Source organism: Magnetococcales bacterium, from assembly GCA_015231925.1.
Lineage (GTDB): Bacteria > Pseudomonadota > Magnetococcia > Magnetococcales > JADGAQ01 > JADGAQ01.
In genome coordinates, this window is sequence record JADGAQ010000024.1 from 1 (window position 1) to 13,072 (window position 13,072).

Below are 13,072 nucleotides of genomic sequence, written 5' to 3' on the forward strand. Positions count from 1 at the left end.
AAAGTCAAAGGACAGAACATTTTCTTTTTTTGATACTTAAAAGATTAAATATTGAACGTCAACAAATAAAAAAGGGGGCCTTGCGGCCCCCGTATCGTCAGTGGAGCGATTGCACCGATGCCAAGGCCCAGGAGAGCAGACTGCCCGGAAACACCCCCCAAATCAGTATCGCCGCCGTGCTGACCGCAATCACCAATTGGGAAGGCAACGGAGCCGCCACCTGGAAACTCGATTCCGCCTGATCGAAATACATGATCTTGACGATGCGCAAATAGTAGAAAGCGCCAATGGCCGAAAAGAGCACACCCACGATGGCCAGTCCGATCATGTTGGCCTTGACCGCCGCCATGAAGATGTAAAGCTTGCCGATAAACCCGGCCAGGGGAGGAACCCCCGCCATGGAGAACATGAGCAGCGCCATGACGAAAGCCAGCAGCGGCCGTTTGTGAGCCAGACCCTTGTAGTCGCCGATCTCCTCACCCACACCCTCCCGGGAGAAGATCAGGATCATGGCGAAGGTGCCCAGGTTCATGAAGATGTAAATGGCCAGATAGAGCAGCACCGCCTGAGAACCCAGCTCGTTGCCGGCGGCGAAACCGATGAGGATATAGCCGACATGCCCGATGGAGGAGTAGGCCAGCATGCGCTTGAAGTTGGTCTGGGCAATGGCGGCCAGAGCGCCGACCGCCATGGAGGCCACGGCCAGCAGTTGCACCGCCGGTCCCCAGAAGGCCTGCAGCGGTCCGAAGGCTTCCAGCAACACGCGGCTGACGGCGGCGAAGGCCGCCACCTTGGGCAGCGCGGCCATGAAGGCGGTAACCGAGGTGGGTGCGCCTTCGTAAACATCCGGGGCCCACATGTGGAAGGGGGCGGCGGCAATCTTGAAAGCCAGTCCCGCCACCACGAAGAGAACCCCCATGTGCATCAGCATGCCGCCGTGGAAACCGTCGGAACCCACCAGATTCTGCAGCGTGGCGAAGGAGAAAGTCCCCGTGGCACCGTAAACCAGGGAGATGCCGTAAAGCAGCAGACCGGAAGCCATGGAACCCAGAACGAAATATTTCAGGCCCGCTTCGTTGGAAGCCGTGTCGTCACGGCGGAAGGCGGCCAGAACGTAAATGGAGAGGGACATCAGCTCCAGGCCCAGATAGAGCACCAGGAAGCTGCCGGCGGAAGCCATGATCATGCCGCCCAGCAGGGCGCACAGCATGAGAACGTAATATTCACCCCGATGCATCCGGTACCGTTTGAGATAATCCACCGACATCAGGATGGGAAAGGTGGTGGCCACATACATGAAGAGCTTCATGAAGGTGGAGAAGGGGTCGTGTACGAACTGACCGTCCAACGTGGTGGCCCGGGGATCGGCCAGACCGCTCAGCGTGGCGATGGCCGCAACCACGACGGCCGCCAGGGAGAGGTTCGGCAACAGCTCCGAATCCTGACGCTCTTCCTGCCAGGCGCCGATCAGCAGCAAACCCATGGCCGCTACCGAGAGAATGATTTCCGGCAGCAGGAGCAGGAGGTTGATATCGGGCATTTGAACAGACATGGGCGCACCCGTTTCAGACTGTAGGACGACAATTTCGCCAAGTACCGACAACCGCCTCAATGAGCCGCCACGGCCACCCGGGCCACTTCGCCGGAAGTCTGGGCGATCAGATTCTCCACCGAAGCGTGCATCACATCCAGGAAGGGAGCGGGATAGAACCCGATCCAGAAGACCAGAACCAGCAAGGGGGCGAAAAGGGCCACCTCCCGCATGGAGAGATCGGCCAGATTCTTGTTCTCTTCGTGGGTGATCACGCCGAAGACCACCTTTTTGAACATCCACAGCATGTAGGCCGCGCCGAGAACCACGCCGGTGGCGGCTACCAGGGCCACCGACTTGTTCGCCAGGTAGGCGCCCAGCAGAATGAGGAACTCGCCCACGAAGCCGTTGGTGCCGGGCAGGCCGACGGAGGCCATGGTGAAGATCATGAAGATGACCGCATAGACCGGCATGACGTTGGCCAGTCCACCGAAACGGGCGATCTCGCGGGTGTGCAGGCGGTCGTAGACCACCCCTACCAGCAGGAAGAGGGCGCCGGCGACGATACCGTGGTTGACCATCTGCAACAGACCACCTTCCAGACCCTGGGAATTGAAGGTGAAGAGGCCGATGGTGACGAAACCCATGTGAGAGACCGACGAGTAGGCGATCAGCTTCTTCAGATCGGTCTGCATGAGGGCGACCAGGGCGGTATAGACCACCGCGACCAGGGAGAGCCCGAAGATGAGCGGCGTGAAATAGTGGGCCGCATCCGGCACGATGGGCAGGGAGAAGCGCAGGAAACCGTAAGCGCCCATCTTCAGCAGGATACCCGCCAGGATGACGGAACCGGCGGTGGGGGCTTCCACATGGGCATCCGGCAGCCAGGTGTGTACCGGCCACATGGGCACCTTCACCGAGAAGGAGACGAAGAGCCCGAGGAAGATCCACATCTGGAAGTTGAGCGGGAAGTCGAAGGTCATCAACTCGGGGATGCTGAAGGTGCCGGCCTGGAAGTAGAGGGCCAGAATGGCGATGAGCATCAACACCGAACCGGCCAGGGTGTAGAGGAAGAACTTCAGCGCCGCGTAGACCCGGCGGGGACCGCCCCAGACACCGATGATGAGAAACATCGGAATCAGCATGGCTTCCCAGAGGATATAGAAGAGGATGAAGTCGAGGGCGCAGAAGACCCCGACCACAAAGCTCTCCAGAGCCAGGAAGGCGATCATGTAGGCCTTGACGTGTTTGGTGATCGACTCCCAGGAGGCCAGGATGCAAATGGGCGTCAACAGGGTCGTCAGCAGCACGAAGAGCAGGCTGATGCCGTCCACCCCCATGCGGTAGACGATGTGATAGTCGGGCAGCCAGGGCACCTCCTCCAGAAACTGGAAGGCGGCGCTGTGCGTGTCGAAGCCGGTGTAGAGCTTCAGACTCAACAGGAAAGTGGCCAGGGAGATGCCCAGGGCCAGGTTGCGGGCCAGACGATCATCCCGCACCAGAAGGAAGATGACCAGGGCCCCCAGCAGGGGCAGAAAGGTGACCTGACTGACGAGCATTGTCGCGATTCCTGTTTAGTCACGAATAGAAAGTGGCCAGCACCAGCACGCCCACCAGCATGGCGAAGGCATAGTGGTAGACATAACCGGATTGCAGAGCGCGCATCTTGAACGCCATGCGTTCCACCGTGGCGGCGATTCCGTTGACGCCGTACCCGTCGATGATCGTCTCATCCCCGGTTTTCCACAGCCCCTGCCCGATGGCCTTGGCGCTGCGCACGAAGAGGAGGTCGTAGAGCTTGTCGAAGTACCAGGCATTGGCCAGGAAGGCGTGAACCCGGGGCCAGGCCTGCACCATGCGACCGGGAGCGGCGGGATCCTGGATGTAGTTGCGCCAGGCCAGTCCCAGTCCCAGGAGGAACATGCCGAAGGGAGCCGCTTTCACCCAGAAGGGCACATGGTGGGCGTTGGCCAGGGCATCGTGACCCGGCAACACCTTGACCGCTTCGCCGAACCAGCCCTCGTGGATCATGGGCACGCCGATCATGCCGGCGAACAGGGCGCCCAGAGCCAGGACCACCAGGGGTCCGTGCATGACCCAGGGGGCCTCGTGGGCGTGGTCATAGGCATGATGATCCCGGGCATGGCCGTGGAAGGTCATGAAGACCAGCCGGAAGGAGTAGAAGGTGGTCATGAAGGCGGCCAGAATGCCCAGGACGAAGGCGAACTGCCCGACTCCGGTATGGGCGGCGAAGGCCGATTCCAGAATGGCGTCCTTGGAGTAGAAACCGGCCAGGAAGGGAAAGCCGGTCAGGGCCAGGGTGCCGATCATCATCAGGGCATAGGTCAGGGGCAGCTTCTTGCGCAGTCCGCCCATCTCCCGCATGTCCTGCTGGTGGTGCATGGCATGGATCACCGCACCGGCCCCCAGGAAGAGCAGGGCCTTGAAAAAGGCGTGGGTGAAGAGGTGAAACATGGCGGCGGAGTAGGCGGAAACGCCGGCGGCAAAGAACATGTAACCCAGTTGGGAGCAGGTCGAATAGGCGATAACCCGCTTGATGTCGTTCTGCACCATGCCGATGGTGGCGGCGAAGAAGGCGGTGAGGGCGCCCACCACCGTAACCACCGTCAGAGCGGTGGAAGAGAGCTCGAAGAGCGGGGAGGCGCGGCAGACCAGAAAGACGCCCGCGGTCACCATGGTGGCGGCATGGATCAGGGCCGAAACCGGCGTGGGGCCTTCCATGGCGTCCGGCAGCCAGGTGTGCAGACCGAGCTGCGCCGACTTGCCCATGGCGCCCACAAAGAGCAGCAGGCAGATCAGGGTGATGGTCTCCACCGCACCGAAGAGGGGGAACTCCACGGCCTTGACGTATTGCCCGGCGGCGGCGGCTTTGAAAACCTCGGCGTAATCGAGGGTGCCGAAGACCAGATAGAGGGTGAAGATGCCCAGGGCGAAACCGAAGTCACCCACGCGGTTGACCAGGAAGGCCTTGATGGCGGCGTTGGCGGCGGACTCCTTGCGGAACCAGAAGCCGATCAGCAGATAGGAGGCCAGACCCACCCCCTCCCAGCCGAAGAAGAGCTGCAGGAAATTGTCCCCGGTCACCAACATCAGCATGGCGAAGGTGAACAGGGAGAGGTAGGAGAAGAAACGCGGTTGATCCGGATCCTCGTGCATGTAGCCCACGGAGTAGATGTGGACCATGCAGGAGACCCCGTTGACCACGATGAGCATCACCGCGGTGAGGCGATCCATCAGGATGCCGAAGTGGACCTTGAAGCCGCCGGAGACGATCCAGGAGAAGACCTCCTCGTGGACCACCCGGCCCTCCACGGAGACGATCTCGAAGAAGACCTTGATCGACAGCAGCAGGGCCAGCACCATTCCCGCGATGGTGACGGCTCGGCTGAGGGCGTTGCCCAGAAAGCGCCGACCCAGCAGTCCGGCGATCAGGGATCCGGTCAGGGGGGCCAGAATGATGAGAAGGTTTTGGCTCATGGTCTCTCAATCCAGTGTCGAATACGACAACTCACGGTGCCGGTCAACCCCGCAGGGTATCGATTTTTTCCACGTCGATGGTGGCCCGGTTGCGGAAGAAGGTCACCAGGATCGCCAGGCCGATGGCCGCCTCCGAAGCCGCCACCGCCAGAACGAAGAAGGTGAAGATCTGTCCGGTCACATCGCCCATGTAGTGGGAAAAGGCCACCAGGTTGACGTTGACCGCCAGCAGAATCAGTTCGATGCTCATCAGGATGACGATGACGTTCTTCCGGTTGAGGAAGATGCCGAAGATCCCGATGGAAAACAGTATGGCGCCCAGGACGAGAAAGTGTTGCAGAGTCATGATTTTTTCGCTCCCTCCCCGGAGGCCACCTTGCGAAGTTCCACCGCCTGATCCCGCCGTCTGGCCACCTGGCGACCGATGTCCTGATGCAAGGCGTTGCTCCGTTTGCGATGGGTCAGCACCACTGCGCCGATCAGGGCCACCAGCAGGATCATGGAGGCCACCTCGAAGGGGTAGAGGAACTGGCTGTACAGGTGTTGACCCAGAACCAGGGTATTGTCCTTGCCGGCCATCTTGTCCGGGTGGAGGTGGTAGTGGCTGGTCAGAATCGTGGCCACCAGCTCCACCAGCACCAGTCCGCCCACCGCCAGTCCGACAGGCAGATGCTCCTTGGCCTGACGGCGCAACTCGACGAAGTCCACATCGAGCATCATCACCACGAAGAGGAAGAGAATGGCCACCGCGCCCATGTAGACGATCACCAGAATGGCCGCCAGGAATTCCGCTTCCAGCAGCACGAAGAGGCCGGCGGTGGAGAAGAAGGTCAACACCAGGAACAACACCGAATGGACCGGGTTGCGGGCGGTGATGACCAGCAGGGCCGATGCGGCGGTGACGACCGCGAAGAAGTAGAAAACCAGTTCCGCTATGGTTACCATGACTGAAGCTCCCCCTAACGGTACTTGGCGTCGGCTTTGAGGTTGGCGTCGATTTGCCGTTTCCAGCGTTCCCCGTTGTCCAGCAGTTTCTTCTTGCCGAAGATCAGGGCTTCCCGGGATTCGGCGGTGAATTCGAAGTTGGGGCCCAGGACGACGGCATCCACCGGGCAGGCCTCCTGACAGTAGCCGCAGAAGATGCATTTGGCCATGTCGATGTCGTAGACCCGGGTTTTGCGCTGCGGGGCCACGCTCTGGGGATCGATCTCGATGAAGATCGCCTGGGCCGGGCAGATGGCTTCGCAGAGCTTGCAGGCGATGCAGCGTTCACCACCGTCCTCGTAGCGACGCAGGGCGTGCTCCCCGCGAAAACGGGGCGACAGGGGGGTCCGCTCTTCCGGGTACTGAATGGTGATGCGGGGGCGGAAGAAGTACTTCAACGTCACCGCCATGCCCGCGAAGAGTTCCTTCATCAGGAAGCTCTCCAGAAAAGTGCGCACGGTCATGCCCATCCTCATCGCCTCCTCAGGCCTTGCCCAGCAGATGCATCGCCGAGCCGGTCAGAAAAATCCAGAACAACGTCACCGGCAGGAAAACCTTCCAGCCCAGGCGCATCAGCTGATCGTAGCGATAGCGCGGGAAGGTGGCGCGAATCCACAGGAAGGTGAAGAGCAGGAAACCAATCTTCAGCGCCAGCCAGACGATGCCGGGAATGAAGGAGAGGAATCCGGCGGGAGGCAGCCAGCCGCCCAGAAAGAGGGTGGCCCCCATGGCGGCCACCAGGATCATGTTGGCGTATTCCCCCAGGAAGAACATGCCGAAGCTCATGGCGGAGTATTCGGTGGCGAAGCCGGCCACCAGTTCCGCTTCCGCTTCCGGCAGGTCGAAGGGGGCGCGATTGGTCTCCGCGACGCCGGCGATGAAGTAGATGAAGAAGAGCGGCGCCAGCGGAATGATATTCCACATATTCTGCTGGGAGGCCACGATCTGTCCCAGATTGAGGCTGCCCGCCAGCATGGCCACCGGGATGATGGTGAAGCCGATGGCGATTTCGTAGGAGATCATCTGGGCCGAGGAGCGCATGGAACCCAGAAAGGAGTACCGGGTATTGGAGGCCCATCCCGACATGAGGATGCCGTAAACCCCCAGGGAGGAGATGGCCAGCACGTAAAGCACCCCGATGTTGAGATCGGCCACCACCAGTTCCGGGGAGAAGGGTATCACCGCCCAGGCCAGCAGCGCCGGGGCCAGGGTGAGGATCGGGGCCAGCAGGAAGACCGGCACGTCCGCCTTCAGAGGGATCAGCATCTCCTTGAAGAAGAGCTTGACCGCATCCGCCAGGGGTTGCAGCAGGCCGAAGATGCCAACCCGGTTCGGCCCGTAACGCACCTGCATGTAGCCGATGATCTTGCGTTCCGCCCAGGTCAGGTAGGTGACGCAGAAGAGCACCGGCGCCAGGAGAACCGCGATTTTGATCACGGTCCAGATCAGGGGCCAGAGAGCGCCGAAAAGCTCCGAGCCAAAAGCTTGGAATGCGTGCAGGGCTTCAGTCATTTTTACCTATCCGCGTGCATAACCCGACATTGCGACAGTCCAACCCGAGCCGAGCCAGCCTCAACCCGGCTGCGCTTACAGTCCAACCAGGCTGACCGCCGGGAAGCCCCCGTGCCAGTCCCCCAGATCCTGGATCAGTCCGTTGACATCGCCGTAGCGACCGAAGACCAGACCCCGGGGCACCCGGGCATCGAGGCAGATCTCCACTTCCACGGTCTGCTCCTCATGGATGAGACGCGCCCGTCCGCCTTGACGCAACCCCAGGGATTCCCCCTCCTCGGGGTTGACCCGCACGGTCTGGCCATGGTCCAGGCGGCTCATCACCGCCGAATGGCGGGTAATGGCGTCATCGCGATAGAAGGCCGGTTCCACCACCAGCAGCAGACCCTCGCGCGCCGCCTGATCCGCCGGCGCCACCGGCAGACCCGTGGTCACGGGCCGATGGTTGCAGGGCGAGGACATGATGGCGTCGTCCCAATGGTCCTGATTGTAGCGATGGTCGGCGTCGGCCATGGCCTTGCGCAGGGCCTCCAGGGCGTTGTAGGCCAGCGGCACCGGGAAACGATCCGACAGCGCCCGCAGGATGCGCCAATCCTCTTTGGCCTCCAGGGGGCCGTTGACCGCCCGTTTGCCACGCTGCACCCGACCTTCGCAGTTGGTGTAGGTGGTCTCCTTCTCGGCGCTGGCCAGACCCGGCAGGGCCACCGTGGACCAGGCCCCTCCCGGCGTGTGGTGGGTGCCCAGGAAGATCACCTTGGCCCGATCCAGGGCGCGGCTGGCCAGACGGGTGTCGGCGCAGTCGGTGCGGGGGTCGAGTCCCAGAAGGAAGAGAACCTTGATTTCCCCGTTGGCGGCGGCTTCCAGAATCTGCTGCCCGTTCTTGCCCACCTTGTCCGAACGGCGGTAGCCCGGTCCGCGATGGGGCACCACACCCAGATCCTGAGCAGCGGCGGAGTTGGCTCGGGAGTAAACCCGGTTGAAGCCGTTCCATTCGGGACGCAGACCCCCGCACGCCTCCAGAATGGCCACCGCCAGCCGGCGGATGGCCTCCGCTTCCGGATGGCTGAAGCTGTAATCCCCGAGCATGACCAGGGGGAATTTGGCCTGGGAGAGGGTGGCCGCGAGGAGCCTGGTTTCCTCCGAACCCTCGGCGCCGCCCTTGAGCAGAGCCAGCAGCTCCGTCAGGAAGGCGACTTCCGCGCCGGGACGCAGCAGCGTCTCGGTAAGACCCGGCAGATTGTGGTCCAGGCGGCGCGGATTGACGGCCATGATCCGGGCCCCGGCCTGTGCCGCCTGACGCAGACGCAGATTCAGCAGCGGCACCTCCTGGCGGGGATCGATGCCCAGCAGCAGAATGGCGTCCGCCTTGGCCAGATCGGCCAGAGGGGTGTTCATCAGCAGATCGGCCCGGGTCAAACCCGCTTGATCGCCCGAAAAATCCCGCTGCCGCACCCGGTGGTCGATGTGGGGCGTACCGACGGAGTGACGCAGGAAATCCTGGAAGGAGAAGAGGCTCTCGGCGCACTGGCTGGCGGAAGCCAGACCCGCCACCTCTTCCGGACGCACCTCCTTGAGAAGCCGCGCCACGAAATCGAGGGCCTCCTGCCAGGAGACCGGTTCCAGATGACCCTTATTTTCCCGGCGGATCATGGGGCGCAGGATGCGATCCGCACCCATGCCGTCGTAGGAGAAACGGCCCTTGTCGCAGATCCAGGACTGATTGACCGCTTCGCAGCTCTCCGCCACCACGCGACGCACGGTGTTGTCCAGATGGTCGCGGCGCAGGTGACAGCCCACGGAACAGTGGGTGCAGATGCCGAAGGTCTGTTTCAGCTCCCAGCCCCGGGCCTGGAAATGGAACGGCTTGTCGTTGAGCGCCCCCACCGGGCAGATCTGGGCCAGGTTGCCGGAGAGTTCCGAGGAGAGGGTCTTCTGCACATAGGTACCCACCCGCATGTGGTCGCCCCGGAAGGCGCCGCCCATCTCCTCCACGCCCGCGACCTCCTGGGAGAAGCGGATGCAGCGGGTGCAGTGGATGCAGCGGTTCATCTCGGTTTCGATCAGCGCGCCGAGATCCCAGTTGGGCACTTCCCGTTTCGTTTCGTGGAAGCGGGCCCGGTCGGGACCGTAGCGCATGGCCAGATCCTGCAGCTTGCACTCGCCGCCCTGGTCGCAGACGGGGCAGTCCAGGGGATGGTTGATGAGCAGGAACTCCATGACCCCCTTGCGTCCCTTGCGCACCATGTCCGAATCGGTGCGCACCACCATGCCATCCGCCACCGGCATGGCGCAGGAGACCACCGGCTTGGGCATCTTCTCCACTTCCACCAGGCAAATGCGGCAGTTGCCCGCAATCGACAATTTGCGATGGTAACAGAAATGGGGAATCTTGATGCCAAGTTGGCGGGCCGCCTCCATGATGGTGGTTCCCGGCTTGACGCTGACTTCCTTGCCGTCGATGATCAAAGTAGGCATGGTCTTCGCTTGCTCCTCAACCTACCATGCTGCGGCCATGTTCCACGAGGTATTCGAACTCCTCGCGAAAGGCCTTGATCGCTCCGAGAACCGGCATGGCCGCCGCATCCCCCAAAGCGCAAATGGTCTTGCCACTGATGTTGGCGCAGATATCTTCCAGCAGGGCGATATCTTCCTTGCGGCCTTGTCCCCGGGCCAGACGATCCATGACCTGGGCGATCCAGCCCGTGCCTTCCCGGCAGGGGGTGCATTGTCCGCAGGATTCGTGGCGATAGAAACGCGACAGCCGGGCGATGGCCTTGACGATGTCCACCGAACGGTCCAGCACGATCACCGAACCGGCGCCCAGCATGCTGCCCGCCTTGGCCAGCCCGTCGTAGTCCATGGTGACGGTTTCGCACTGGGCCTTGGTCAGGACCGGGGTGGAGGAACCACCCGGAATGACGCCTTTGAGGTTGTCCCAACCGCCTCGCACGTCGCCGGCGTACTGCTGAATCAAGGTCTTCAGGGGTAGGCCCATCTCCACTTCGTAGTTGCCGGGCCGGTTGACATGGCCCGATACGCAGAAGACCTTGGTCCCGCTCGATTTGGCCACGCCCAGTTTGCCGTACCACTCGCCGCCGTTATTGATGATGGCGGGCACGGAGGAGAGGGTTTCCACGTTGTTGATCACCGTGGGGCAGTCGTAAAGACCGATATTGGCCGGGAAGGGGGGCTTGAGACGGGGTTGACCCTTCTTGCCCTCCAGCGACTCGATGAGACCCGTCTCTTCGCCGCAGACGTAGGCTCCCGCGCCGCGATGCACCGCCAGATGGAAGCAGACCTCCCTGCCCAGGCAGTTGTCGCCCAGATAGCCGGCCTGATAGGCATCCTCGACCGCCTGTTGCAGAATCTGCGCCTCCCGCACGAACTCGCCGCGGATGTAGATGTATCCCTGTTTGGCGCCCACCGCGTAGCCGGCGATGATCATGCCTTCGATCAGCATGTGCGGATCGTAGCGGATGATGTCGCGGTCCTTGCAGGTGCCCGGCTCGCCTTCGTCGGCGTTGCAGACCAGATACTTGGGCCGGGGATCGCTGCGGGGGATGAAGGACCACTTGAGACCGGCGGGGAAACCGGCGCCGCCGCGACCGCGGATGCCCGACTTCTTCACCTCCTCGATGATCTCTTCACCCTTCATGTCCAACGCCTTGGCCGCCGCCTGATAGGCGCCGTTTTCCAGGGCGACCGCCAGGGTATGGCTGTTGGCCACATGAATGTTCTTGTAAACGATCTGTATGGCTCCACTCATTGCCAATTCCTTGTTCAGGGCAACCGATCGACGATTTCCGCCACCTGTTCAGCGGTCAGGTGTTCGTAGTAGTCATCGTTGATCTGCATGACCGGAGCATGTACGCAGGCTCCCAGACACTCCACCTCCGTCAGGGTGAAGCGGCCTTCGTCGTCGGTTTTGCCGACGCCCAGGCCCAGCTTCTTTTCCAGGGTCTTCACCACGGTTTCGGAGCCGCACAGCCAGCAGGAGATGTTGGTGCAAACCTGCACGTGGTAACGTCCCACGGGTTTCAGGTTGTACATGGTGTAAAAGGTGGCCACCTCGTACACCCGCATGTTGGGAATGCCCATGAACTCGGCCACGTAGTCGAGGGCCTCCACGGAGAGCCAGCCGCCGAACTCCTTCTGCGCCAGATGCAGAATCGGCATCAGCGCCGACTGGTGGCGCTCCTTGGGATAACGGGCGTAGATCCTGCCGATCTCCTGCAGGGCAGCCTCGGAAAATCGGGGCGGCGGGCCTCCCGCCTTCATCGGTAGTGCGGCATGTTCGCTCATGGACGTATCACGTACTCTCTTCTGATATGTCAGCGGTCGATTTCACCGAACACGATGTCGATGGTGCCAACAATGGTGGTGACATCGGCGATCATGTGACCCTTGGCTATGCGTTTCACCGCCTGAAGATGGTTGAAGCCGGCGGCCCGGATCTTGACCCGGTAGGGCTTGTTGCCCCCCTGGGAGATGATGTAGACCCCCATCTCCCCCTTGGGTGTCTCCACGGCGGTGTAGATTTCGCCCGGCGGCACCGGGAATCCTTCGGTACACAGCTTGAAGTGATGGATCAGCGACTCCATCCCCTCTTTCATCTCGGCCCGATAGGGCAGGGAGATCTTGAAATCCTCATGGCGCACCGGACCGGCGGGCATCTGGTCCAGACACTGACGGATGATGCGGTTGGCCTGTCGCAGCTCTTCCACCCGCACCAGATAGCGGTCGTAGGAGTCGCCGTTCCTGCCCACGGGGATGTCGAATTCGACCCGGTCGTAGACATCGTAGGGTTCCGCCTTGCGCAGATCGTAGGCCACGCCGGAACCCCGCAGCATCGGTCCCACGAAACCCATGTCGAGGGCCTCCTGGGCGCTGACCACGCCGATGTCCACCAGACGTTGCTTCCAGATGCGGTTGTCGGTCAACAGGGTTTCGTATTCGTCGATCTTTTTGGGGAAGATCTCCGTGAAATGGCGAATCTTGGCGGCCAGCCCTTCCGGGAAATCCCGGGAGACCCCGCCGGGACGGAAGTAGGCGGCATGCACCCGTGCCCCCGAAACCGCCTCGTACATGTCCATGATCTCCTCCCGCTCGCGGAAGGTGTAGATGAACATGGTCATGGCTCCCACGTCGAGGCCGTGAGCGCCGAGGAAGAGCAGGTGGTTGAGCATGCGGGTCAGTTCGGCGTAGATCACCCGGATGTACTGGGCCCGCAACGGGGCTTCGATGCCCAGGAGCCGCTCCACCGCCAGCACGAAGGGGTACTCCTGGGAGATCATGGACATGTAGTCCAGACGATCGAAGTAGGGCACCCCCTGGAGGTAGGTCTTGTTTTCCAGCAGCTTTTCGGTGCCGCGATGCAGGAAGCCGATATGGGGATCGGCCCGCACCACCACCTCGCCGTCCAGCTCCAGCAGCAGGCGCAGCACGCCATGGGCCGCCGGGTGCTGGGGACCGAAATTGACGGTGTATGTGTTGAATTCCGCGCCTTCTTGCATCATGGCAAGCCACCCTACCCGTACATCCGATAAA

At 62.0% G+C, this 13,072-nt stretch carries 11 protein-coding genes; all 11 read right to left on the bottom strand.

Going from position 1 to position 13,072, the window contains the following annotated elements:
- Window positions 1–97 precede the first annotated feature (97 nt).
- The gene (nuoN, locus tag HQL56_04710; protein ID MBF0308813.1) at window positions 98–1,552 is read right to left on the bottom strand and encodes an NADH-quinone oxidoreductase subunit NuoN; all 1,455 of its coding nucleotides are present in this window, start codon (window positions 1,550–1,552) and stop codon (window positions 98–100) included.
- 56 nt (window positions 1,553–1,608) lie between these two features.
- Window positions 1,609–3,090 carry an NADH-quinone oxidoreductase subunit M gene (locus tag HQL56_04715; protein ID MBF0308814.1) on the bottom strand — a complete coding sequence of 494 codons (1,482 nt, stop codon included), beginning with the start codon at window positions 3,088–3,090 and terminating at the stop codon, window positions 1,609–1,611.
- A gap of 19 nt (window positions 3,091–3,109) precedes the next feature.
- A complete protein-coding gene (nuoL, locus tag HQL56_04720) occupies window positions 3,110–5,029 on the bottom strand; it encodes an NADH-quinone oxidoreductase subunit L (protein MBF0308815.1) in 1,920 nt (639 codons plus the stop codon).
- Between the two features lie 43 nt (window positions 5,030–5,072).
- Window positions 5,073–5,378: an NADH-quinone oxidoreductase subunit NuoK gene (gene nuoK / locus HQL56_04725; protein MBF0308816.1), complete on the bottom strand. Its 306-nt coding sequence runs from the start codon at window positions 5,376–5,378 to the stop codon at window positions 5,073–5,075.
- The gene (locus HQL56_04730; GenBank protein ID MBF0308817.1) at window positions 5,372–5,974 is read right to left on the bottom strand and encodes an NADH-quinone oxidoreductase subunit J; all 603 of its coding nucleotides are present in this window, start codon (window positions 5,972–5,974) and stop codon (window positions 5,372–5,374) included. The genes nuoK and HQL56_04730 overlap by 7 nt, the downstream gene beginning before the upstream one ends.
- Window positions 5,975–5,988: 14 nt before the next feature.
- Window positions 5,989–6,477, bottom strand: coding sequence for an NADH-quinone oxidoreductase subunit NuoI (gene nuoI / locus HQL56_04735; protein MBF0308818.1), 489 nt, complete (start codon window positions 6,475–6,477; stop codon window positions 5,989–5,991).
- Window positions 6,478–6,496: 19 nt separating this feature from the next.
- Window positions 6,497–7,525 (bottom strand): NADH-quinone oxidoreductase subunit NuoH, encoded by a 1,029-nt coding sequence (gene nuoH, locus HQL56_04740; GenBank protein MBF0308819.1) that lies wholly within the window; start codon window positions 7,523–7,525, stop codon window positions 6,497–6,499.
- Window positions 7,526–7,600: 75 nt separating this feature from the next.
- On the bottom strand, window positions 7,601–10,000 hold the full coding sequence (gene nuoG, locus HQL56_04745) for an NADH-quinone oxidoreductase subunit NuoG (protein ID MBF0308820.1): 2,400 nt from the start codon (window positions 9,998–10,000) through the stop codon (window positions 7,601–7,603).
- Between the two features lie 16 nt (window positions 10,001–10,016).
- Window positions 10,017–11,291 carry an NADH-quinone oxidoreductase subunit NuoF gene (nuoF, locus tag HQL56_04750; protein MBF0308821.1) on the bottom strand — a complete coding sequence of 425 codons (1,275 nt, stop codon included), beginning with the start codon at window positions 11,289–11,291 and terminating at the stop codon, window positions 10,017–10,019.
- A 14-nt stretch (window positions 11,292–11,305) separates the two neighbouring features.
- A complete protein-coding gene (gene nuoE, locus HQL56_04755) occupies window positions 11,306–11,803 on the bottom strand; it encodes an NADH-quinone oxidoreductase subunit NuoE (GenBank protein MBF0308822.1) in 498 nt (165 codons plus the stop codon).
- A 53-nt stretch (window positions 11,804–11,856) separates the two neighbouring features.
- Window positions 11,857–13,038, bottom strand: coding sequence for an NADH-quinone oxidoreductase subunit D (locus HQL56_04760; protein MBF0308823.1), 1,182 nt, complete (start codon window positions 13,036–13,038; stop codon window positions 11,857–11,859).
- Between the last annotated feature and the right edge of the window lie 34 nt (window positions 13,039–13,072).

Excerpts from the sequence above, each read along its gene's own strand:
- HQL56_04760 (MBF0308823.1), bottom strand. The coding sequence starts at position 13,038 with ATGCAAGAAGGCGCGGAATTCAACACATACACCGTCAATTTCGGTCCC.
- HQL56_04715 (MBF0308814.1), bottom strand. The coding sequence starts at position 3,090 with ATGCTCGTCAGTCAGGTCACCTTTCTGCCCCTGCTGGGGGCCCTGGTC.
- nuoE (MBF0308822.1), bottom strand. The coding sequence starts at position 11,803 with ATGAAGGCGGGAGGCCCGCCGCCCCGATTTTCCGAGGCTGCCCTGCAG.
- nuoH (MBF0308819.1), bottom strand. The coding sequence starts at position 7,525 with ATGACTGAAGCCCTGCACGCATTCCAAGCTTTTGGCTCGGAGCTTTTC.
- nuoI (MBF0308818.1), bottom strand. The coding sequence starts at position 6,477 with ATGACCGTGCGCACTTTTCTGGAGAGCTTCCTGATGAAGGAACTCTTC.
- nuoN (MBF0308813.1), bottom strand. The coding sequence starts at position 1,552 with ATGTCTGTTCAAATGCCCGATATCAACCTCCTGCTCCTGCTGCCGGAA.
- nuoG (MBF0308820.1), bottom strand. The coding sequence starts at position 10,000 with ATGCCTACTTTGATCATCGACGGCAAGGAAGTCAGCGTCAAGCCGGGA.
- HQL56_04730 (MBF0308817.1), bottom strand. The coding sequence starts at position 5,974 with ATGGTAACCATAGCGGAACTGGTTTTCTACTTCTTCGCGGTCGTCACC.
- nuoF (MBF0308821.1), bottom strand. The coding sequence starts at position 11,291 with ATGAGTGGAGCCATACAGATCGTTTACAAGAACATTCATGTGGCCAAC.
- nuoL (MBF0308815.1), bottom strand. The coding sequence starts at position 5,029 with ATGAGCCAAAACCTTCTCATCATTCTGGCCCCCCTGACCGGATCCCTG.